Consider the following 22,053-nt stretch of genomic DNA (forward strand, 5'->3'; position numbering starts at 1 on the left):
TGATTCATAACCATCTCACCGAAGACGATGTGCAGGTAAAAATCCATGTGCCAGAATATTATCTGCTGGATCAGGAAATCCAGGCAGGTTTTACCATACAACTCAAGGACGGGGTAGACTGTATGCCCAATGAGCCTTTAGATTTTGCCCTGGAAACCAAAAGTCATATTAACGCTAATATGAGTATGGCTAGGGAGACACCGAAGAGCGGTTCTCAAATATTCTTAATCATTGGGCTTGGATTGCTGGCTTTCTTGTTGCTTTTGGTCATCGCATTGTTTGTTATCCGAGCTGTCGTGCGGAGAAATGTGCGCCAGCGTTATTCTCTTCGCAGTAGGAAAGTTCATATTGATCAAAGAATTAGAAGAAGACTATAGCCAAAAAGTATCCATTAAAAATTTGATATTGATAAAGATAACAATAAGAAACAAGGCTCCGCAGAAAAATCTGCGGAGCCTTGTTCAATCTAAGACCGTTTAAAATGATCGGCCTTCTTATAGTTTATTTATGCATCAAGATGGGCCAGAATTTTTCCGTCAAAGAGGCGATTAAGAACAATACAAGCACTACCGAACAGAGGAGCATCCTCGCCAAAAAATGATTTTTGTACACGAACGGTTTGGTAATTTCCGGAAAGCTTCATAGCATTTACCCGATCTTCTATACGCTGAATATAGATATCATTTAACAGCGCTCCGCAATGTCCTATAAAAATAGCACTGGGATTGAGCATATTAACTACACCGGTTAGAGCACAAGCGATTTTATCAGCCATATCACAGAGAATTTCATGGACCAGTGGATCCTCATGCAACTGGCAAAAGGCCGTGAATCCAAGTTTTTTACCGGTTACTTTCTGTAGCCTTTTTTCTATGATGGGAATGCTGGCATAGGCTTCCAGACATCCTCTGTTGCCACAAGAGCAAAGCTCCCCATCATAGTTGATGATGACATGGCCGAATTCTCCTACCATACCGCTATTATCCTGATAGAGAACATCATCCGTAATAATGCCTGATCCGATTCCGTTGTCAATACCAACATAGAGAAAATTGCTGTAGCCCTTTCCACTGCCATACAGCTTTTCAGCCAAAGCCGAACCATTGGTATCATTGTCGATAAAAACATCCATGCAATAGCGTTCAGAGAGGATATCTCCAATAGGAAGATTCTGAATACCAAAATAATTGGGTGGATTGAGAATCATTTTATTTTCTACATCAAGTGGGCCAACTGCGGATATCCCGCAGCCAAGGATATTATTTTCCCAGTTAGTCATTTCATCGGTCAGTTGAAAAACCTTTTCAATAATGGTTTCGCCTGTTTCCTCACTGCCAAGAGGAATCGTTTTTCGCTGCAAGGTGCGCATCCTTAGATCCACCAAAACAGCGCTACAATGATCCCTTCCCATATGGATTCCTAGGACTTTTGGCGCATTGGGGGAAAGGTCCAAGATAATTGGATTTCGTCCAACATTGCTGTTTTGTCCTTGGCTTCCCTCTACAATATAGCCCTGTTGGATCAGTTCACCCGTAATATTGGTCACCGTCATTTTGGTTAATCCCGTCATTCGGGAAAGATCAATACGAGAAATATTTTTTTCAGTACAGATGAGTTTTAATATTAAACCGCGGTTTCGATATTTTAGATGACGGTTATTTTCTCCTTTTGCCTTGGCCATGCCATCCACCTCTTTGCCCATAAATCGAAAGATAATATAAACATTATACCATTAATGGGACAAAGATGCAAAAATTAACGAAAAAATTTGATCTAAATTCTTTTTATTACACAATTACAAAACCACCATTGGGGCTAAAAACTTGACCAGTAATAAAATCAGCTTGTGGAGAAGCGAGATAGGCGATCATATGGGCGACATCCAATGGGGTGCCTAATCGCTCCAAAGGAGTTTCTTCGACCAGCGCATCCAGAGCTGTAGCATCAAGCTGCGCATTCATTGGGGTGTCGATCACACCAGGGGCGACACAGTTCACCTGGATTCCGGAAGGACCTACTTCTTTTGCCAAAGCCTTTGTCATCCCAATGATAGCCGCCTTCGCAGCGGAATAGTGCACTTCGCAAGAAGCGCCTACCATGCCCCAAATCGACGAAAGATTGATAATTTTTCCTCTTTTGTAATGAATCATCCGGGGAAGTACGGCTTGGATACAGTGAAACATCCCTTTTACATTCACCGCAAACATGGTATCCCAATCCTCTTCCGAAATATCGGAAAAGAGTTTTTGCTGCGCAATACCTGCATTGTTGACAAGTAGATCAATATCTCCCATTTCTTCTGCAATCTGTGATACCATTTGGAAAACCTGTTGCTGATCTGTGATATCAGCAACAAATGGCTTTGCTACATAACCTTGCTTTGATAGGGTTTTGCACAACTGATGGGCGCGGTCTTCCCCCTGATGATAGTGGACTGCTATTTGAAACCCTTGGGCGGCCAGCACCTGTGATGTACTGCTGCCGATTCCACCCGATGCACCGGTAATCAATGCTACATGCTTCATCTTATTTCTCCCGTTTTTATTTTATTATATACGATCTTTGGATGAGAAAAAAGAGAAGAAGAGTGAATATAAGGATAGTATTCTATATAAAGCGACGCCACAGTCAAAATGACTGCGGCGCCAATCCAGAAAATATTATAGAGGCGCTGATTATTACTCATCAGCAATGATTAATTCTACATTATTTTCCTTCAGTAAGTCCACATATTCTTGGGCAGGCATTTTATCGGTAATGACCGCGTCAAAATCACCGATAGAGGCAAAGGTAATAAGAGAAACCTTGCCAAACTTGGTGGAATCGATGAGAAGATAGGTTTTGGTACTTTTTTCGATAACAGCACGCTTAATATCGTACTCCATCTGTTCAGAGTTTGTGACACCGGATTCAAAGGTCAGGCCCGTAGAAGCCAAAAACGCCTTGTTAATGTTGTATTTTTCAATAGCCTTGGTGGTATCTGCACCCATGAGAGAATTGGTTTTGCGGTTGAGGGTGCCGGGCAGGGAATAAAGATGGATGCTTTCAATGGGATAAGCGGCAAATACAGCTTTGATATTATTGGTGAAAACATTAATCCCACCACATTCCGAGAGATAAGGTACCATCTGGAAGGTGGTAGTACCGGAATCGATGAAAATGCTGTCGTCCTTTTCCACCAATTTGGCTGCTGCCTTGCCGATGCGATGCTTTTGGTCGCTGTTTTCGTTACCACGCTCTTCAAAAGAAGTTGGCGCTTTCACGATAGCGGTAACACCGCCATATACTTTTTTGATAATACCGGATGCGCATAATTCGTCAATGTCCCGGCGAATCGTATTTTTTGAGACGCCAAATTCTTCACAAAGCTTGTCGATGGTGACAGAGGTGTTTTGCAAAATATATTTTTGCATTTCGTCAATACGTTTGATTTTCATAAAGCTTACTCACCGACTTCCCAATTTTCTTAATTTATATTAACTAGTATAACAGAGATACAAAACAAAATCAATCATTTACTCAAAATATTATCGGCTAAAGGGAATAGATGGTTGACTCATGAAAAGAATGTGATATAATCAAAATGGAAATTATAGATAAATCCAAGAAATATTCAGAATATAATTATGAGGTGACGGTAATGAGCGAACAGAATGCAAAACAATATGTATTTTTTGACTCAACGAGACCTATTGATGTCATTCCCATTGGTCGTGCTACGGTGGATCTCAATCCGGTGGATTACAACCGTACATTGGAGGAAAGCACCACATTTAAAAAATATGTGGGAGGTTCGCCTGCCAACATTGCAGTTGGACTTGCAAGACTCGGCAAAAAGGTTGGATTTATCGGCATGGTTTCCGATGATCGTTTTGGAGACTATGTGACCCATTATTTTGAGAATGAGGGCATTGATACCAGTGGAATCTGCCGGGCGAGACATGGGGAAAAGATGGGGCTTACTTTTACAGAAATCCTCAGCCCTACCGAAAGCAGCATCTTGATGTACCGCAATCAGGCGGCGGATCTCATGTTGACCACCGACGATGTAAGCGAGGAATACATAGCTAGCGCTAAGGCTGTGGTCATTTCTGGTACAGCGTTGTGCCAATCTCCCTCCAGGGAGGCAGTGCTCAAAGCGGTAGAGTTTGCAAAGAAAAATAACACTGTCATTATTTTTGACATAGATTATCGTCCCTATAACTGGAAGAGCAAAGACGAGCTGGCTATTTATTATTCCCTGGTGGGCCGCCACAGCGACATCCTCTTAGGATCCCGTGAGGAATTCGATCTCATGGAAGGCCTGATTGCCAAGAACAGCGATGACAAGGAAACGGCCGCTCGTTGGATCGGATATGGCAACAAGATCGTCATTATCAAGCATGGCAAGGAAGGTTCCACCGCTTATACCTGCGATGGACAGAGCTTTACGATCAAACCTTTCCCAGTGAAAAGCCTCAAAGGTTTTGGGGGAGGCGATGGGTATGCCTCTGCATTTATCTACAGCCTTCTGGAGGGTAAGCCGGTTATCGATGCACTGGAATTTGGCAGCGCGTCCGCGGCTATGCTGATCGCGAGCCATGCCTGTTCTGCGGATATGCCAAGCGCGGAGGCAATTCAGGAGTTCATCCGTAAGGAAAAAGAAGAATATGGAGAAATGGTGGCCCGTGGATAAATTCTAGGCCGGTATACAGAAAAGATAAAAAGCCCTGAGCAGATAGCTTTTTCATCTGCTCAGGGCTTTTTTGTGCCCACAAGACAACAAAAGGCAGAAAAGTTCTCGCATCGTTGGGGCATATCTTGTCCCGTGGCCTCATAAGAATAGAGCAAAGAAGGTGAAAAATTGGAACAGATGAGGACAGATCAGAAATTTGACCAAGCCGTTGGAATATTTCCGATAGAGCTCCGAGAGCTTTTGTTATCACTGCCGGTACAGATCAAAAAACAGGTGTACGAAATCCGGATACGAAATGACCTCCCATTACATTTATGTCTTGGCGGTCGGCAGGCCTTTCTGACAACGGAAGGTGGTCTCGCCGAACATCCACCGAAAGGATGCGTCATCATAGATAGAACTACACTTGCGGAATGCTTCCGAAGTGTTTGCGGATATAGTGTTCATGCCCATCAGGAGGATATGAAACGGGGATTTATTACCCTTTCCGGGGGACATCGGGTGGGCATCTGCGGCACCTGTGTCAGCGAAAACGGCCAGATCAGCGGAGTTCGGGAAATATCCTCCCTGAATATTCGAATTGCCCGGGAAATTTATGGCGCCGCGGACGAGCTTATCCATTTGCTGGGAGAAAGTCCATCCGGAACCTTGATTGCCGGTGTGCCAGGAAGCGGTAAGACAACCGTACTGCGGGACCTGGCACGCAGGCTGTCAGACGGAAGCCTAGGACGTTTTTATAAGATCACGGTTATCGACGAACGGGGAGAGATTGCCGCTATGAGCGGCGGGGCGATGCAAAACCATCTGGGATACAGCTGTGATGTCCTCAGCGGCTACCCGAAAGGGGAAGCAATGCTCCAAGCAATTAGGACTCTTTCGCCGGACCTGATCCTCTGTGATGAGATCGGAGATAAAAACGATGTGGACGGGCTTCTGGCCAGCATGTATGCCGGCGTTGCCATCATAGCCACGGTTCACAGTGGCTCCATTGAGGAACTGTTCTCCCGCCGGCAGATGTTACCCCTTATGGAAACCGGTGCATTTTCCACCCTGTGCTTTTTAGGCGATTCCTCCCGTCCAGGCAGGGTGAGTTCTCTTTATCGAGCAGGTGAGAAGGATGATCAAGACCATGGGAATGATCTTCATTATCGTGGCTGGCGCCTATGCTGGACACAGGGCCTCACTGTCCCTGACCCGGCGGGTCACCCAGCTTGAAAATATTATCACCTTTTTGAGACTGATGGCAACACAGCTCAGATATACCATGCCGGCATTGGATGTGCTGCTGGAAGAGCTGTCTGACACAACGGCTGCAGCGCATATTATTTTCCCCGGCAAGTGCCTGGAGCTGATGAAGCAGGGGCACGCCTTTCCAGAAGCCTGGAAAGAAGCCTTGGATATTGCTGCGGCAGCATTGTCCTTGAAGGGTGTGGATATGCTGCCTTTATACGAACTAGGAGAACGGCTGGGTTCCACCGATGTAGAGGGCCAGCTGGCTATTTTTTCCTTAGCGGACAAGAAGATAGGACAGTCCTTGGCTGCCGCCCGGGAAGAGAGAAAACGCAATGGCAGCCTATATCGGACCCTTGGCCTTCTGACAGGCGTATTTATTGTGCTGGTGACCTTTTGATAAGGACGAAAAAATGATGGGAGGCAAAACAGATGGATGTGGATTTGATTTTTAAAATTGCGGCCATCGGCATCATTGTAGCCGTGCTCAATCAGGTACTGATACGTTCAGGAAGGGAAGAACAGGCCATGATGACCACTTTGGCAGGACTTATTGTAGTGCTTATGATGATTGTTTATGAAATCAGCAATCTGTTTGAAGTGGTGAAATCGGTGTTTGGACTATGAATGTAATAACTGTGATCGGAATGGGCATCGTTGGGATGGTGCTGGCAGTTTTGCTCAAGCAGTACAAGCCGGAATACGCCATCGGCGTGGGACTTGCCGTAGGCGTTACGGTTTTTTTAATGGTTCTGGTAGAGGCCCTGCCCATTTTTGACCAAATTCGTTCTCTATTTTCCAATATCAATGTAGAGTTCGAGTATACCAGCATTCTTTTTAAAGCCCTGGGGATCTGCTTTGTCACCCAGCTTGCCAGTGATGCCTGTATTGACGCCGGACAGACAGCCATTGCCTCCAAAATTGAGATTGCGGGAAGGGTAGCGGTACTACTCATCAGCCTCCCACTGTTTAACGTACTGCTTTCCATCGCTTCTCAGCTGATCAACGCTTGATTCGACAGATGTGAAAAATGAGGGATGAACATGAAAAAGATACTGATGTTTCTCCTGTGTCTTCTGCTGCTGTGCATGCCAGTCTCTGCTGTAAGCGGCTCTAATGCGTCGGGAGAAAGCACATTGCAGGAGCAGTTTGAGGAACAACTGGAAGCCAGCGGAGCGGACGAGCTTATTGAAAATGCTCCGGAGCAGGTCAAGGAATCCCTTTATGACCTGGGACTGGACACCATCTCCTTCCAGAAAATCCTCTCCCTGTCTCCAAAAGAATTTATTCCTTATTTTATAGATCAGGTTCAAGCGATGATTGCCCGGCCAGTAAAACTTTTGGCCATTGTTGTCGGAATCATTGTGCTCTGCGCCCTAATGAATGCACTAAAGCAGTCTATGGCCAAGGACAAGCTCAAGGAAGTATTCCAGGTGGTTTCTATCCTCTGCATCTGTGCCGCTGTCATCACACCGGTGATCGACTGTATTTCTAAAACAGGAAAGACAATTTTTGACTGCTCTAACTTTTTAATCAGTTTTGTTCCTGTGCTGTCCGGTGTGATGACAGCGGGAGGCCAGATTGTTACAGCCACCTCTTATCAGGTCTTTTTGTTCTGGGCAGCGGAGCTGGTTTCTGTCATCGTTTCCAGGACATTGGTCCCCTTTTTGGGGATTTACCTTGCAATTGCCATTACGTCATCCATGAACACTGAATTTCGGTTGGATAAAATAGCGGACAGTTTAAAATCCCTTATCTGCTGGTCTTTAGGAGGACTTCTCACCGTATTTGTCGGTATTCTTTCCATCCAGGGGATTGTGGCATCCAGCGCTGACACCGTCTCCCTCAAAGCCACCAAATTTCTCATTAGCAGTGTGGTTCCTGTTGTGGGTGGAGCCCTCTCTGACGCGCTGGGCTCGGTGCAAAGCTGCGTAAAGTTGTTGAAAACATCGGTAGGAGCCTACGGAATTATCATAGCGGTCATGACATTTCTTCCCCTGCTTATCGAGAGCATTTCTTGGCTGCTGGTTACGAAAATCTCTCAGGTTGTGGCCGAATTTCTAGGGGTAGGAGGAGTAACCCCGGTGCTCAAAGCCACTTCCAGTGTTCTTGGCATTATTTTGGCAATAATCCTTTGTTTTATGATGCTCATTATAATAACAACAACCATCATGATGCTGCTGGGAACAGGGGGGTAATTGGAATGGACATGGTAAGGGAATGGGCTTTTTCTCTGTGCTGCTGTATGGTCGCGGGCTCTCTAATGTATATGTTGGCACCGGCAAAGAACTTAGCTAAAATTTTCAAGATGACCATTTCACTCTTCATGCTTTGCTGCCTCATCATGCCGTTCGCTTTTGGTAATATCCAGTTTGATGACAATTTGACAGGAGAATTGGAAGAAAGATCTGGAGAATATGCTGGAAATTTGGAAGAAACCATCAACAGCCAGCTTCAAAAAACGATGGAAGATACCATCCGCTCTCACATTGAGTCCATTCTAAAGAGTTATGGGGTGGAGGAATCCAAAATCGAGATAAACATGAATGTAGACGACAAGTCCGGCATATTAATGAATCAAATAGAGATTCTGCTTCCCAATGAATTTATTTCTCAGGATCAGGCCATCAGCCGTCAAATTGAAACAGATTTAGGAAAAAAGCCAGAGATCACCTATGTAGAGGAAGTGTATTGAGGTGGATTTTGTAAAGAAATTCCCAAAGTTAAAAGACACACTGGGCAGGCTTTTTGGAAAGGATGCCAAGGTGAAAATTATCGTGCTTCTGGGCCTAGTCGGGATTTTGATGATCTTGCTTTCAGAATGCGGCAGCAAACAGAGCAAGGAGCCCCAGCCAACACAACAGAGTACCCAGGTGGTGATGGCAGACTATACCAGTGATCTGGAAGAGGAGATCACCCAAATCGTATCCTCCATTCAAGGGGTGGGGGAAAATCAGGTCATGGTCACCCTAGCGAGTTCTGAGGAGTATGTATATGCCAGCGAAACGAAAGACAGCCTGGATCGTACAGAGGACGTTGGAACTGACAACTCCAAAAAGACGCAGATCAAGGATGTCAGAGAAAGCAGTCTCATCCTAATAGAGGATGAAAATGGACAAAAGCAGGCTTTGATACAAAAACAGCTGGAACCTACGGTAAAGGGGGTTGTGGTGGTATGTGAAGGCGGGGATGATATAGGTGTTCAGCAGAGGGTGATTGATGCAGTCACCGTAGCTCTTGATATTTCGTCATCCAAGGTTTGTGTCACCAAGCTGGAAGAATAATTTACTATGGCTTAGCGTCCCAGGTCGCATGGAACCGGGGACGAGAAAGATAGAAATTTTGCAGACAACAGGAGGAAGAACTATGAACATGATTATTGGCAAAAGACAGATTATCCTGGCATCCCTCATTTTAGTGCTGGGCATTGCCATTTACCTCAATTGGCAGTTTTCTAATGGAAACGACCTGGTTGTGACCAACCAGACTGAGTCTGAAACTAAGAATTATGGCGACGCTCAATATGTTGACAACCAGACCGGAGTAGAGAGCGATAGCGACACCTATTTTGCCGAAGCGAAACTCAGCCGCCAGAAAACTCGGGATGAAGCGGTGGAAACAATCCAGTCGATGATTTCCGATGAGGGGATTGAAGAAGCCCAGAAAGAGACCCTTTCCGCCCAGGCGTCTGAAATTGCAAGCGCCATTGAGACGGAAAGCCGCATTGAAAACTTAATCAAGGCCAAAGGTTTTGACGACTGTATTGCCTACATCGATGGAGATAAAGCCAACGTCATTGTCAAGACTGATGGCCTGCTGGAAAATGAGGCGGCTCAGATTAAAGAAATACTCCTCCAGGAAACGGAAGTGCCGGTAGAAAATATTTCCATAGTTGAGGTCAAATAGTTGTGAAATTCTTTTTTTGTGGTATAATAACTTCAAAGACCCTGTAAGGGCAGCGGATCATTGAGGAGATTACCACGGTTTGCGCCGCTTTGGAGGGGAAGAACCGCGCAAAATAAAAGGAGGCCGCAGCTATGGAACAAAGACCTTATAAAGAGGCGATCGGGAGCCTGAAAATATCGGAGGATGTATTGGCGACCATTGCAAAGTTCGCCGCCACAGAGGTGGAGGGTGTAGCGTCTCTGGCGCCCTTTTCCACAACCCCCATCAAAGGCTTGGTCAATCCTTCTAAGGGAAAATCCATACGGATAGAGCTCAACGACGATATTGCTGTTATTGATCTCAATGTTAACCTGAAATTTGGTGCTAAGGTGCCGCAGGTGGCGGAAGCTATCCAGTCCAGTGTGAAAGAGTCAGTTCAGAATATGACTGGTATCACCGTTTCCAAGGTAAATGTTGTGGTGACAGGTATTGTGTTTGACGAAAGTAGTGCAGAGTGATTTTCTGAGTCCTCGGCCTTGATGGCAGAGGACTTTTTCTTTATCTAAAAGAATCATAAAACCTGTGGATTCATAGGTTCATTTATGGTAAAATAGACTAAAACAAAAAAGTATGAGCGCAATTGACGTCGTATTTTAGGCGTTCAAATTCCTTGCCGGTGCAGCGGCAGATTGGAGTTTATTATGACAAGAAGTGAGGCAAGAGAACAGGCTTTCATCCTAGTATTTGAAAAGTCTTTTAATCAAAGCGATACGTTGGATAACATTATTGCAAACGCACAAGCGGGAAGAGATTTTGTGGTAGACAAGTTCTCCTATGCTTTGGCCCAGCAGGCCTATGACCATCTTGAGCAGGTGGATGGAGTGATCGAGAAATATTCTACAAAATGGAAGCTGGACCGCATTGTGAAGGTATCCTTGGCGATCCTCCGGATGTCCATCAGCGAAATGTTGTATCTGGAGGATATTCCGGTGAGCGTTTCTATTAATGAGGCAGTGGAGCTTGCCAAGAAATATGCCACAGAGGATGACGCCTCCTTTGTTAATGGAGTGCTGGGTGCGGTGGCAAAAGATTTAGAGCAGATGAAAGAGGAAAAAGTGGAGCAATGAGTTGGTTTTTAGGTATTGATACCAGCAACTATACTACATCTGCCGCCCTTTATAATACAGAGACCCGAGAGATACTGGGAGAGAAAAAACTTCTTCCTGTGGAGCCGGGGCGTGTGGGATTACGACAGAGCGACGCTGTTTTTCATCACGTCAAGCAACTGCCGGACATTTTTGCCCGGCTTTTTGCTCGTATACGCCCTTCCATTACAGGAATCGGTTTTTCTTCCCGTCCGAGAGATGTAGAGGGTTCTTATATGCCCTGCTTTCTAGTGGGTGAAATGGCGGCGGCTGCAATTGGGACTTCCCAGGATATCCCTATATCTTCCTTTTCCCATCAAGCGGGACATGTGATGGCCGCTATTTTTTCATCTGGTCAGACTTATCTGACGAAGAAAAAATTTATTGCGTTTCATGTCTCAGGCGGAACAACAGAATGCCTTCTGGTTCAGCCTGACCCAGTGCATGTTTTTCAGATCACTTTGCTCGCCTCCAGCCTAGATTTAAAGGCGGGTCAAGCCATCGACAGGGTAGGGCACCAGCTGGGATTGCCCTTTCCAGCAGGACCGAAGCTGGAAGAAATGGCACTGCAGTGTGCCGACAAAATTCAGGTGCGGGCAACATTAAAAGGAATGGATTGCTGCCTTTCAGGAATTGAAAATCAATGTGCGCAGTTGGTAGAAAAAAAGGCGCCGGCAGAATACATTGCTCGTTATTGTATCGAATCGGTGAAAACGGCCGTAATGGGAATGACAGAGGCGGTCCTCGCCCAACAAGGAGATCTTCCCATTCTCTGTGCTGGTGGAGTTATGTCCAACTCGATCATTCGGAAGGCGATGGAGAAAAAGTTTGGCGCTTATTTTGCGGCGCCGGAATTTTCCAGTGACAACGCCTGCGGTACGGCAATTTTGGCCTCCATGAAGGCGGTGAATCAATGAACGTACTCACAATTTCCATGCTCAACCGTTATATTAAGAGCAAATTTGACGAGGATCCTAATCTGACAGGCTTATTGGTGGAGGGCGAAATCTCAAATTTTGTCAATCACCTAAAGTCGGGCCATTTCTACTTTACCCTCAAGGATGCCCATTGCGCAATCAAGGCTGTCATGTTTCGCGGATATGCCTCCCAAGTGCGTTTTCGTCCTGAAAATGGCATGAAGGTGATCGTCAAGGGGGATGTAGGCGTTTTCGAACGGGACGGCGTCTATCAGCTGTATGTATACGACATGCAGCCGGTGGGCAAGGGCGCACTCTATCTAGCCTATGAGCAGCTGAAGGAAAAGTTGGAAAAGGAGGGCCTATTTGACCAGCGCTGGAAAAAGCCATTGCCAGCTTTCCCTCAGCGGGTTGGGGTCATCACTTCGGAAACGGGAGCTGTGCTGCAGGATATCCGTAATGTGCTGGGTCGGCGGTACCCACTGTGCCGGCTGGTTTTGGCGCCGGCCAAGGTACAGGGAGAGGATGCAGCAGGAGATTTGATCCAGGCGCTGAACCTTATGGACCGGTGGGGTAAGGTAGATGTCATCATTATCGGTAGAGGTGGCGGCAGCATCGAGGATTTGTGGCCTTTTAACGACGAGGCGTTGGCCCGCGCTATCTTTGCCTGCAAGACGCCGGTGGTGTCTGCCGTAGGCCATGAAACGGACTTCACGATTGCCGACTTTGTCGCAGATATGCGGGCGCCGACCCCTTCGGCGGCAGCGGAGTTGGTTTCTCCCAGCCAGGTAGATCTCGCTTATCAACTGGCCAATGCTGAGGTGCGTATTTACGGGTGCATCGAAGGAAAACTGGCAAAATGTCAGCAGCAGCTTGAACAAATTTCACAAAAAGAATGTATAAGGTCCCCCTCTTTTTTGGTTGATAAAAATAGACAACAACTTGATTTTTTGGTACAATCATTATGTAAAAATATGCAGTCAATGATGAATAAACATGAGCAGCAGCTGAAATCCCAGGCGGCGCTTTTAAATTCCTACAATCCTTTGGATATTCTTTCAAGAGGATATAGCGTTGTTTTCAGGCATGGGGAAATTGTCAAAAAAAGTGAACAGCTACTGAGTGGGGATACCATTAATATCCGGTTGGGCAAAGGCTATGTGGATGCCCAAGTGATCCGAGTTTATCAGCAGGAGGAGAAAGCAGATGCCAAAGAAAAAACAGACCTTTGAAAACGCAATGCAGCGTTTGGAGGAGATTGTTTCCCTTCTGGAAAAGAATGAGGCGCCTTTGGACGATTCTCTTAAATTGTTTGAGGAAGGTGTATCCCTGATTACTTTTTGCAACGACACTTTGGAACAGGCAAAATTACGTGTGGAAAAACTAACAGTTCCAGTGGATGGGGAGAAAAATATACCGGAAGACACTGAGGCATGAGCACGGCTTGAATAGAGGAGAAGGTTATGGGTTTGTTAGAAGAAAGGCTGTCTCTCTATGGCGAGATGGTGGATCGGGCAATTATATCTTATCTTCCAGATGACAACTGTCTGCAGCAGCATGTGATGCAGGCCATGAAATACAGCATTACGGCTGGAGGAAAAAGAATTCGTCCGGTGCTTGTATTAGAATTTTGCCGGCAGTGTGGAGGAGACCCACAGGCGGCACTGGCTTTTGCAAGTGCTTTAGAGATGGTGCATACCTATTCTCTGATCCATGACGACCTGCCCTGTATGGACAACGACGACATGCGACGTGGACGTCCATCCTGCCATATCCAGTTTGGGGAAGCAAATGCACTGCTGGCAGGGGATGGACTGTTGACTTTGGCTTTTGAAACCCTTGCAAAATCGGACAAGCAGGTCGTGGGGACAGAAAATATTGTAAAAGCGGTCTCCATTTTGTCACAGGCGGCAGGCGTGTTGGGCATGATTGGCGGCCAGGTTATCGATCTAGAGAGCGAAGGAAAGAAGACAGATCTGGCGCATATTACCCAGATGTATAGCTTGAAAACTGGTGCGCTGCTCAAAGCAGGGACACAGTTGGGATGTTTGGCCGGCAACGGCTCAGAAGAGCAGATGGGTCTGGCGGGAACATACGCCGAAAAGATAGGGCTTGCGTTTCAGATTGTAGATGATATTCTGGATGTAGTGAGCTCGGCTGAAATACTGGGCAAGCCCATTGGCAGTGATGAAGAAAATGAGAAATCTACCTTTGTTACTTTGATGGGTCTTGCGCAGGCGCAAGGCGAGGTAGAAAAGCTCTCACGAGAGGCAAAAGACATTTTAGATGAATGGGGAACCAGCGATACTTTCCTCTATGAGCTGACGGACATGCTGGCACACAGACAAAAATAATAAGGAGAGAATCATGGGCGTACTCAATCAGCTATTTAGCAATTATGTACTCAATGCGGCTCTACTGTCCTGGCTTGTTGCCCAACTGTTGAAAACCCTCTTTACTCTAATCAACACCAAAGAACTGGTGCTGGAACGATTGGTGGGTTCTGGCGGTATGCCGAGCTCCCATTCATCTACGGTAGCTGGACTAACGGTTGCTGTTGCGCGAGCCTATGGGTTTGCGTCTCCACTGTTTGCCGTAGCCTTTATATTGGCGGCTATTGTTATGTATGATGCCATGGGGGTGCGCCGAGCAGCTGGCGAGCATGCCAAAGTCATCAATAAGATTGTTTTCGACTTTAAGAAATTTGGTAATGGCGACGTCATAAAATTTACCAAAGAAATGGCAGACGATATTGATGACGAAGAGTTAGAGCTGGAGGATGAAGATAAACTTCTCAAGGAGTTTATTGGGCATACACCACTGGAGGTGTTGGCAGGTGCGCTCTTAGGAGTGCTGATCGCCATATTAATGCCGGTATCTTAAGTAGTAGGAATGAAGGAATTAAATCTATGTCAGATTATAAAATTCTGAATCAGATAGATGGTCCGGAGGATATTAAAAAATTAAGTTTCCAGGAACTAGATTTCCTCTGTGCTGAACTGAGATCTCGCCTCATTGAGGTGATCTCTCGCAACGGTGGTCACTTAGCCTCCAACCTGGGAGTTGTGGAATTAACTGTCGCCATGCACCGGGTATTTGACTGCCCCAACGACCAATTTGTCTGGGATGTTGGGCATCAATGCTACACCCACAAGATCCTCACCCATCGGAAAGAACGTTTTGATACCATCCGCAAAAAGGATGGTATTTCAGGTTTTCCTAAACGGTGTGAAAGTGAATATGACAGTTTTATCTCTGGTCATAGCAGCACCTCTATCGCAGTTGCCACTGGACTCGCCAAAGCCAATACCCTCAAAGGCAATCATAACTATGTATTGGCTGTTATTGGGGATGGAGCTATGACGGGAGGACTTGCTTATGAAGGTCTGAACAATGCAGCTCGTGGGGATGATCGGATTATTGTAATCCTCAATGATAACGAGATGTCAATTTCCCATAATGTTGGGGCTTTGGCAAGGTATCTATCCACAATTCGGTCCAATCCCAAGTATTTCCGCGCGAAAGATCGGGTAGAAAGAGGACTTAAATCTATTCCAGTGGTTGGTCCCAAATTGCGCAATGCAGTTTTCCGATCCAAAGAAGCAGTCAAGCGGGCTCTTTACAAAACCACATTGTTTGAATATTTCGGATTTACTTATTTAGGACCAGTAGACGGACACAATATCAAGAATCTGTGTGAGGTTCTCCAACGGGCAAAGGAACTGGCCCGGCCCGTACTGATCCATGTGGAGACAAAAAAAGGAAAAGGATATCTTTTTGCGGAAAAGAACCCTGGCGCATATCACGGCGTATCAAAATTCAATGTAAAAACTGGGAATCCAGATGCCGAACCTGGCGTTAATTTTTCCACCGCCTTTGGAGAGAGCCTGACACAGCTAGCGCAGACCAATGACAAGATATGCGCCATTACGGCAGCCATGAAATATGGAACCGGTCTCGATAGGTTTGCAGCTCGCTTTCCATCCCGTTTTTTCGATGTGGGAATTGCGGAAAGTTATGCCCTCACCTTTGCTGGCGGGCTTTCGGCTGGAGGAATGATTCCGGTTTTTGCTGTGTATTCCTCCTTTTTACAGCGGGGATATGATCAAATCGTTCATGATCTTTCGATTGAAAAACAGCATGTAGTCATTGGAGTAGACCGAGCCGGCGTTGTAGGCGATGATGGAGAGACCCATCAAGGACTGTTTGACATTAGTTTTTTATCCTCTATCCCGCATATGGAGATATACGCGCCCTACAGTTATCGTGAGCTGGATGCCATGCTTCGCCATTGCATTGATGATTGCGACGGTCCCTGTGCGATTCGATATCCACGAGGGAAGGAACGAACAGTGGAGGGGTTTTCCTTTGAGCGGTACAGAGAATATGAGCTATTTCATGAGGAGGCCAAGGTGCTAGTGGTTACCTATGGCAGGACCTTTACAGAAGTATGGGAGGCCACCTCACAGATTCGTCCACAATGTCCCATTGCGGTGATGAAGCTCAATCGAATCTTTCCCTTGAGTGAAGAATGTATCGACATCATGGCAGGCTATGAAAAGATATTCTTTGTGGAGGAAACCATGAAGACTGGGTGCATTGGCGAACATGTGTCTGCGAGACTTCACAGTCGTGGAAGTACAGCAAGGGTCAGGATCCGTGCAGTTGAGGACTTTGTTCCACAGGCCAGCGTATCCCAGGCGTTGGCGGCTTTGGGGTTGGATGCAGCCTCTATTGAAAAATTTATATTACAGGGGTTATCAGATTGAACGAAAAAATAAGGCTGGATGTTTATCTTGTTGGACATGGGCTTGCCCAAAGCAGAGAGCGGGCCAAAAGCCTGATTATGGAAGGCAATGTCTATGTCAATGGTCAGAAATACGATAAAGCAGGAGAACTCGTGAAAGAAAGCGACGAGATCGAAGTCCGGGGAAGTGGGCTGCGTTATGTGAGCAGAGGCGGCCTAAAGCTCGAAAAAGCAATCAAGGCCTTTGATCTGTGTTTAGATGGCTCTATCTGCATGGACATTGGAGCCTCCACGGGAGGCTTTACTGACTGCATGCTGCAAAATGGGGCTGAAAAGGTATATGCTATTGATGTAGGTTACGGACAATTGGCCTGGAATCTGCGCAACGATTCCCGAGTTGTCAATCTGGAAAGGACCAATTTCCGACATGTGACACAGGATCAAATTACAGATTCTATTGACTTCTTTTCAGTGGATGTATCATTCATTTCCTTGACACTGATCCTTCCAGTTGCCCGACAATTTCTCAAAGATCAATGTAAAGCTGTATGCCTTGTCAAACCGCAATTTGAAGCGGGAAAGGGAAAAGTAGGGAAAAAGGGTGTAGTTCGTGATCCGGAGGTCCACCTGGAGGTGCTCCGGAATATTACCGCATTTTGTATAGAGCATGGCTGGAATGTGCTGCATCTGGATTATTCCCCTATCAAGGGACCAGAAGGGAATATCGAATATCTGCTCTGTCTTCAAAAGGCAGATGAAGGGGAGTATCTTGCAGAAACTACGCCAGAGAAAATTGTGGCAGCCTCACATAATCAACTGGTGTAATTCTGGAGAGAAAGGAATATTTCATGCGCATTTTTATCATACCGAATCTGGAAAAAGCACATACAACGGAGTTAACCAATCGAGCCGCCCATCAGCTTTTGCGCTTGGGAGCTCAGATTTTGATGGAAGAAAAGTTCCGGCCGCTTTTCCCCATTGCGGGCGTACGGTATGGCGACTTTGACGGGTCTTTGCGTGCTTGTGACATTATCCTGGCCATCGGCGGGGATGGTACGATCCTTCACAGTGCGAAACATGGCATGCTTTTGGACAAGCTTACCTTGGGAATCAATGCCGGACGCCTGGGATTTCTTGCCCAGATTGAAGCGGATGAATTTGATAAGCTAAAATTACTGGTCGACGGGAATTATCAGATTGAACAGCGGATGGTCCTGGAGGTTTCCGTCCAATCCAAGGAGGGTACACGAACTTTTTACGCGCTGAATGATGCGATCGTTTCCAACGGAACCCAGGCAAAGATGATTGACGTTGATGTCAAGTGTCAGGATAAACTTGTCAGCGGCTACCGTGCCGACGGATTGATCCTTGCCACGCCTACCGGTTCCACTGCCTATTCTCTTTCGGCGGGAGGACCTGTGGTAGATCCCAAACTCTCCTGCATCCTGTTAACTCCCATTTGTCCCCACTCTCTTTTTTCTCGATCCATTACCTTCGCTGATGACAAGGTGCTTTCTATCCACCAAAACCCATACGGCGGTACAAAAGTACGGCTATCCATTGATGGAGATACAGAAGTTTCTTTGGAACCAGATGACGTGGTCACCGTCAAAAAAGCAGCACGGGCAGCCAAATTCATCAGTTTTTCGGATAAGAATTTTTATGAAATCCTCAGCCAGAAAATTATGGGAAGAACAAGATAATCCCTTAAACTTGCCGATCTTGCTGCTGTGCAGAAAAGGAGGTTCTTATGAAAACCAGAAGACATGCTAAAATTCTGGAACTGATTTCAGAAAAGGCTATTGATACCCAGGAGGAACTGCTCCGTTGTCTGAAGCAGATGGGGTTTGATGTCACACAGGCCACAGTTTCTCGGGATATCAAAGAGCTGCGCCTGGTAAAAACATTAGGCAATGATGGAAAATATAGATACACAACTTCATCTCATGACAAGGCTTCCGATATGTCCTTCAAGTTTCACTCTATCTTTACCGAATCGGTCAACCGGGTAGATTATGCCCAGAATTTGATTGTGGTCAAATGCTATACTGGCATGGCCAATGCTGCCTGTGCTGCGCTGGATGCTATGTATTGGAACGGCATTGTGGGAACTATTTCCGGTGATGACACCTTTCTGGTTGTCATGCGGGACGAGGCTTGTGCTGTAGAGCTTGCGGGAGAGCTGAAAAAATTGATTGCCAGGTGAGGCCGTTATGTTAAAGGAACTTTTTATCAAAAATATCGCTGTCATCAAGCAAACAGATATTTGTTTTTCAGAAGGACTTAATGTTTTTACCGGAGAAACCGGGGCAGGAAAGTCCATTATCATTGACTCCATCAATGCAGTATTGGGTCAGCGTGTTTCCCGGGATCTTGTTCGTACGGGGGAGACGCGTGCCCAGATTACGGCGGTGTTTTCCGGCCTTTCCACTACGACGCTGGAGCTATTGGATCAGATGGGATACGAAGCTGATGAGGGAGAATTGATGATTTCCCGGGAAATCTCGGTGGATGGAAAGGGAACTTGCAGATTATGTGGCCGTCCCATTGGTGTTACCATGCTTCGGGAAATCGGCAATACGCTGATCAATATCCATGGGCAGCATGACAGTCAGTACCTTCTCAATAAAGAGAAACATATTGACTTTCTGGACAGCTTTGCTCAATTGGATACACTTTATGACCGCTATCGAGACTGCTTTTCTCAACTGATTGCAATGAGACGGGAACTAAACAGCCTGAACGTTGACGAAGCGGAAAAAGCCCGGCAGATCGATCTTTTGGAATACCAGATCAATGAGATTGAACAGGCGGAGCTAGTTCCAGGAGAAGAGGAAGAGCTGGCCGACCGACGCAACATGATACGCAATGCAGAAAAAATCTGTCTGTCCTTAGACGAAGCTCATGAGCAGATTGCCGGTGGAGAAGAAAGAACAGGAGCGCTGGAGCTTATCCAAAATGCAGCGGCGGAGCTGGAAGAAGCGGCGCGCTATGTAGAAACTTTGATCCCTATTTCCTCTAAATTGACGGAAATGGGATATGAGCTGGAAGACTCTCTTATGGGAATCAATGATACCCGCCTTGGTATGGAATATGATCCAGGCGAGTTGGAAGAGATTGAGGCCCGACTAGATCTGATCTATCGTCTCAAGCGGAAATATGGCGGAGATATTGAAGAAATTCTACAAAATCTCTCTTTATATAAAAAGCAACTGGAGAAGATCACCCTTTCAGATGAAAAGAAAGAATCTCTGAATCAATCCTACAAGGAGATGCTTCTTCAGGCGAAGAATTTAGCCGATCAGCTTTCCAAAGAGCGGAAAGCTGCGGCACGGCGTTTTGAAAAGCAGGTTGAGGGGGAACTTAGCTTCCTGGACATGCCGTCAGTCAAATTCACCATCTCCATTCTACCCTGCAAATTGGGAGCAAAGGGGCTGGATGATGTGGAGTTTATGATCTCCACCAACCCAGGAGAGCCTCCTAAGCCCATTGCGAAGATTGCGTCGGGGGGAGAGCTTTCCCGCATTATGCTGAGCATTAAAAATGTGATTTCTGACAAGGATGATGTGCCCACTCTTATATTTGATGAGGTGGATACAGGAGTCAGCGGTAGCGCAGCGGAAAAGATCGGGCGGAAGCTGCGGCAGGTGTCTAAAGGACGGCAGGTGATCTGCGTTACCCACTTGGCCCAGATCGCTGCCTTGTGCGATCACCATCTTTTGATCCAGAAGCAGGTAAAGGACGATCATACCTTTACCCAGGTCACCGAGCTCGATCATCCGGGACGTGTACGGGAGATTGCCCGGATTATGAGCGGTGTGGATGTTTCAGAGCTATCCTTGCAGAATGCGGAAGAAATGCTTCGACGCGCAAAAAGTGACGAGGGGTGTTGACAAACGCTTCGAGTTTCTCTATAATGTGTTCATCGGCTTTGATGGGAACAAGTAGCCCGTGTCTGTTTTGCAAAGAGAGCCCCTGGTTTGGTGAGAAGGGGAGAAAAGGAGCGGCGTGAATACATCCCTGAGCTACCGGCTGAAATGGTGAAGTAGGCTTTGCGTCGGGTACGCCCGTTACAGCGTTAGGGTATATTTGTACCCGATGAGGCCCTTTTTCGTGAGGAAGGGGTAAACAGAGGTGGTACCACGTTTGATAACGTCCTCTATACGGTGATTGCCGTATAGAGGTTTTTTTATGCCCGAGAGAAAAAAGAAAAAAGGAGTAGAACGATGACAGTATTTGAGGAATTAAAACGCCGCGGGCTCATTGCTCAGATGACAAATGAGGAAAAAATTAAAGAAAAACTGGACAATGAGAAGGTAACCTTTTACATTGGTTTCGATGCGACTGCAGACAGCCTCCATGTCGGCCACTTTTTGCAGCTGATGGTCATGGCACATCTGCAGAAGGCGGGGCATCAGCCTATTGCTCTTTTAGGGACTGGAACCACCATGGTAGGTGATCCGACCGGTAAAAGCGATATGAGAAAGATGCTGACCAAGGAAGAAATCAATCATAATGCAGAATGCTTCCAGCGGCAGATGTCCCGGTTTATAGACTTCTCCGAAGGAAAGGCAAAGATGCTGCGAAATGGCGACTGGTTGCTCAAACTCAACTACATTGACTTTCTCAGAGACGTTGGAGTCCACTTTTCTGTCAACCGGATGCTGACAGCGGAGTGCTTTAAGACCCGCCTGGAAAGAGGCCTCAGCTTCCTGGAATTTAACTACATGCTGATGCAGAGTTATGACTTCCTCCGCTTATTTGAGGACGAAAACTGCACGATGGAGTTGGGCGGCGACGATCAGTGGTCGAATATCATCAATGGTGTGGATCTGGTACGCCGGGTCAAAGGGGAGGAGGTCTATGGAATGACCTTCACCCTCCTCACCACCAAAGAAGGCAAAAAGATGGGTAAGACGGAAAAGGGCGCCGTCTGGCTTGATGCAGAGAAAACTTCCCCTTATGACTTTTTCCAGTATTGGAGAAATGTAGACGACGGGGATGTGATTAACTGCCTTAAGCTAATCACCTTTGTTCCCATTGAAGAGATTGAGGCCATGGAGCATTGGGAAGGAAGTCAGCTCAACAAGGCGAAAGAGATTTTGGCCTATGAGGTGACCAAGCTCGTTCATGGAAAAGAAGAAGCGGACAAAGCTCTGGCTGCTGCCAAGGCCCTATTCTCGGCGGGAAGCGATGACGCCAACATGCCGACCACCGTTGTCACAGCCGATGACTTTACCGATGGAAAGATCAGTATTACCGATCTGCTGGTCAAATGCGGACTTGTAAAATCCAAAGGAGAAGGCAGACGCCTCATCACCCAGGGCGGAATTTCTATCGGGGAAGAGAAGGTCAGCGATCCTATGATGACCATCGACGCTTCTACTATTCAAAATGGAAAGTTCATTTTGAAAAAAGGTAAAAAGGTGTTCCACAAGGTAACATTTTAAGTGA

The 22,053-nt window shown here is 46.4% G+C and carries 26 protein-coding genes and 1 other annotated feature; of the genes, 23 read left to right on the forward strand and 3 right to left on the reverse strand.

Annotated elements, in window-relative coordinates; all coding sequences use genetic code 11:
* Positions 1-377, forward strand: a 377-nt coding sequence (locus ACZ25G_RS07090; RefSeq protein ID WP_463681986.1) for a hypothetical protein, incomplete at its 5' end; no start/stop codon positions are given.
* A gap of 128 nt (positions 378-505) precedes the next feature.
* Here the strand turns inward: ACZ25G_RS07090 and ACZ25G_RS07095 are convergent.
* From ACZ25G_RS07095 to ACZ25G_RS07105, 3 genes are all read right to left on the reverse strand, one after another.
* The gene (locus ACZ25G_RS07095; RefSeq protein ID WP_463681987.1) at positions 506-1,681 is read right to left on the reverse strand and encodes an ROK family transcriptional regulator; all 1,176 of its coding nucleotides are present in this window, start codon (positions 1,679-1,681) and stop codon (positions 506-508) included.
* A gap of 106 nt (positions 1,682-1,787) precedes the next feature.
* On the reverse strand, positions 1,788-2,525 hold the full coding sequence (gene ymfI / locus ACZ25G_RS07100) for an elongation factor P 5-aminopentanone reductase (RefSeq protein ID WP_191510671.1): 738 nt from the start codon (positions 2,523-2,525) through the stop codon (positions 1,788-1,790).
* 153 nt (positions 2,526-2,678) lie between these two features.
* Entirely contained in the window at positions 2,679-3,437 is a 759-nt protein-coding gene (locus ACZ25G_RS07105; protein WP_342681368.1) for a DeoR/GlpR family DNA-binding transcription regulator, read from the reverse strand.
* Between the two features lie 203 nt (positions 3,438-3,640).
* Here ACZ25G_RS07105 and iolC point away from each other — a divergent pair, with 203 nt between their 5' ends.
* The 22 genes from iolC to tyrS all read left to right on the forward strand — a co-directional run bounded on the left by iolC (position 3,641) and on the right by tyrS (position 22,049).
* The gene (gene iolC / locus ACZ25G_RS07110; RefSeq protein ID WP_463682018.1) at positions 3,641-4,675 is read left to right on the forward strand and encodes a 5-dehydro-2-deoxygluconokinase; all 1,035 of its coding nucleotides are present in this window, start codon (positions 3,641-3,643) and stop codon (positions 4,673-4,675) included.
* 177 nt (positions 4,676-4,852) lie between these two features.
* Complete coding sequence (locus ACZ25G_RS07115) at positions 4,853-5,890, forward strand: ATPase, T2SS/T4P/T4SS family (RefSeq protein ID WP_463681988.1); 1,038 nt, start codon at positions 4,853-4,855, stop codon at positions 5,888-5,890.
* Positions 5,811-6,305, forward strand: a complete 495-nt coding sequence (locus ACZ25G_RS07120) for a stage III sporulation protein AB (protein WP_463681989.1) — start codon at positions 5,811-5,813, stop codon at positions 6,303-6,305. The genes ACZ25G_RS07115 and ACZ25G_RS07120 overlap by 80 nt, the downstream gene beginning before the upstream one ends.
* 32 nt (positions 6,306-6,337) lie before the next feature.
* A complete protein-coding gene (spoIIIAC, locus tag ACZ25G_RS07125; protein ID WP_191509956.1) occupies positions 6,338-6,532 on the forward strand; it encodes a stage III sporulation protein AC in 195 nt (64 codons plus the stop codon).
* Positions 6,529-6,918, forward strand: coding sequence for a SpoIIIAC/SpoIIIAD family protein (locus ACZ25G_RS07130; protein WP_191509955.1), 390 nt, complete (start codon positions 6,529-6,531; stop codon positions 6,916-6,918). The genes spoIIIAC and ACZ25G_RS07130 overlap by 4 nt, the downstream gene beginning before the upstream one ends.
* 30 nt (positions 6,919-6,948) lie before the next feature.
* Positions 6,949-8,103: a stage III sporulation protein AE gene (locus ACZ25G_RS07135; protein ID WP_463681990.1), complete on the forward strand. Its 1,155-nt coding sequence runs from the start codon at positions 6,949-6,951 to the stop codon at positions 8,101-8,103.
* 71 nt (positions 8,104-8,174) lie between these two features.
* Positions 8,175-8,600, forward strand: coding sequence for a stage III sporulation protein AF (locus ACZ25G_RS07140; protein ID WP_463682019.1), 426 nt, complete (start codon positions 8,175-8,177; stop codon positions 8,598-8,600).
* A gap of 1 nt (position 8,601) precedes the next feature.
* Positions 8,602-9,189, forward strand: a complete 588-nt coding sequence (locus tag ACZ25G_RS07145; protein ID WP_463681991.1) for a hypothetical protein — start codon at positions 8,602-8,604, stop codon at positions 9,187-9,189.
* Positions 9,190-9,271: 82 nt separating this feature from the next.
* Positions 9,272-9,811 (forward strand): SpoIIIAH-like family protein, encoded by a 540-nt coding sequence (locus ACZ25G_RS07150; RefSeq protein ID WP_463681992.1) that lies wholly within the window; start codon positions 9,272-9,274, stop codon positions 9,809-9,811.
* Positions 9,812-9,942: 131 nt separating this feature from the next.
* The gene (locus tag ACZ25G_RS07155; RefSeq protein ID WP_191509950.1) at positions 9,943-10,308 is read left to right on the forward strand and encodes an Asp23/Gls24 family envelope stress response protein; all 366 of its coding nucleotides are present in this window, start codon (positions 9,943-9,945) and stop codon (positions 10,306-10,308) included.
* 183 nt (positions 10,309-10,491) lie between these two features.
* Positions 10,492-10,917: a transcription antitermination factor NusB gene (nusB, locus tag ACZ25G_RS07160; protein WP_191509949.1), complete on the forward strand. Its 426-nt coding sequence runs from the start codon at positions 10,492-10,494 to the stop codon at positions 10,915-10,917.
* The gene (locus ACZ25G_RS07165) at positions 10,914-11,852 is read left to right on the forward strand and encodes a peptidase M22 (RefSeq protein WP_463681993.1); all 939 of its coding nucleotides are present in this window, start codon (positions 10,914-10,916) and stop codon (positions 11,850-11,852) included. Before nusB ends, ACZ25G_RS07165 begins: the two co-directional genes overlap by 4 nt.
* Complete coding sequence (xseA, locus tag ACZ25G_RS07170; protein WP_463681994.1) at positions 11,849-13,084, forward strand: exodeoxyribonuclease VII large subunit; 1,236 nt, start codon at positions 11,849-11,851, stop codon at positions 13,082-13,084. The genes ACZ25G_RS07165 and xseA overlap by 4 nt, the downstream gene beginning before the upstream one ends.
* Positions 13,059-13,289, forward strand: a complete 231-nt coding sequence (xseB, locus tag ACZ25G_RS07175; protein ID WP_191509946.1) for an exodeoxyribonuclease VII small subunit — start codon at positions 13,059-13,061, stop codon at positions 13,287-13,289. The genes xseA and xseB overlap by 26 nt, the downstream gene beginning before the upstream one ends.
* Positions 13,290-13,315: 26 nt before the next feature.
* The gene (locus ACZ25G_RS07180) at positions 13,316-14,206 is read left to right on the forward strand and encodes a polyprenyl synthetase family protein (protein WP_463681995.1); all 891 of its coding nucleotides are present in this window, start codon (positions 13,316-13,318) and stop codon (positions 14,204-14,206) included.
* A gap of 13 nt (positions 14,207-14,219) precedes the next feature.
* The gene (locus ACZ25G_RS07185; RefSeq protein WP_342681377.1) at positions 14,220-14,735 is read left to right on the forward strand and encodes a divergent PAP2 family protein; all 516 of its coding nucleotides are present in this window, start codon (positions 14,220-14,222) and stop codon (positions 14,733-14,735) included.
* A gap of 26 nt (positions 14,736-14,761) precedes the next feature.
* Positions 14,762-16,621: a 1-deoxy-D-xylulose-5-phosphate synthase gene (gene dxs, locus ACZ25G_RS07190; RefSeq protein ID WP_463681996.1), complete on the forward strand. Its 1,860-nt coding sequence runs from the start codon at positions 14,762-14,764 to the stop codon at positions 16,619-16,621.
* Positions 16,618-17,424: a TlyA family RNA methyltransferase gene (locus ACZ25G_RS07195; RefSeq protein WP_463681997.1), complete on the forward strand. Its 807-nt coding sequence runs from the start codon at positions 16,618-16,620 to the stop codon at positions 17,422-17,424. The genes dxs and ACZ25G_RS07195 overlap by 4 nt, the downstream gene beginning before the upstream one ends.
* Positions 17,425-17,447: 23 nt before the next feature.
* Complete coding sequence (locus ACZ25G_RS07200; RefSeq protein WP_463681998.1) at positions 17,448-18,302, forward strand: NAD(+)/NADH kinase; 855 nt, start codon at positions 17,448-17,450, stop codon at positions 18,300-18,302.
* Positions 18,303-18,349: 47 nt separating this feature from the next.
* On the forward strand, positions 18,350-18,805 hold the full coding sequence (locus ACZ25G_RS07205; RefSeq protein ID WP_191509940.1) for an arginine repressor: 456 nt from the start codon (positions 18,350-18,352) through the stop codon (positions 18,803-18,805).
* Positions 18,806-18,812: 7 nt separating this feature from the next.
* A complete protein-coding gene (gene recN, locus ACZ25G_RS07210; RefSeq protein ID WP_463681999.1) occupies positions 18,813-20,492 on the forward strand; it encodes a DNA repair protein RecN in 1,680 nt (559 codons plus the stop codon).
* Between the two features lie 29 nt (positions 20,493-20,521).
* Positions 20,522-20,762: a binding site (T-box leader), on the forward strand.
* Positions 20,763-20,825: 63 nt separating this feature from the next.
* On the forward strand, positions 20,826-22,049 hold the full coding sequence (gene tyrS, locus ACZ25G_RS07215; RefSeq protein ID WP_463682000.1) for a tyrosine--tRNA ligase: 1,224 nt from the start codon (positions 20,826-20,828) through the stop codon (positions 22,047-22,049).
* Positions 22,050-22,053: the final 4 nt, after the last annotated feature.

Source organism: Zongyangia sp. (genome assembly GCF_965361945.1).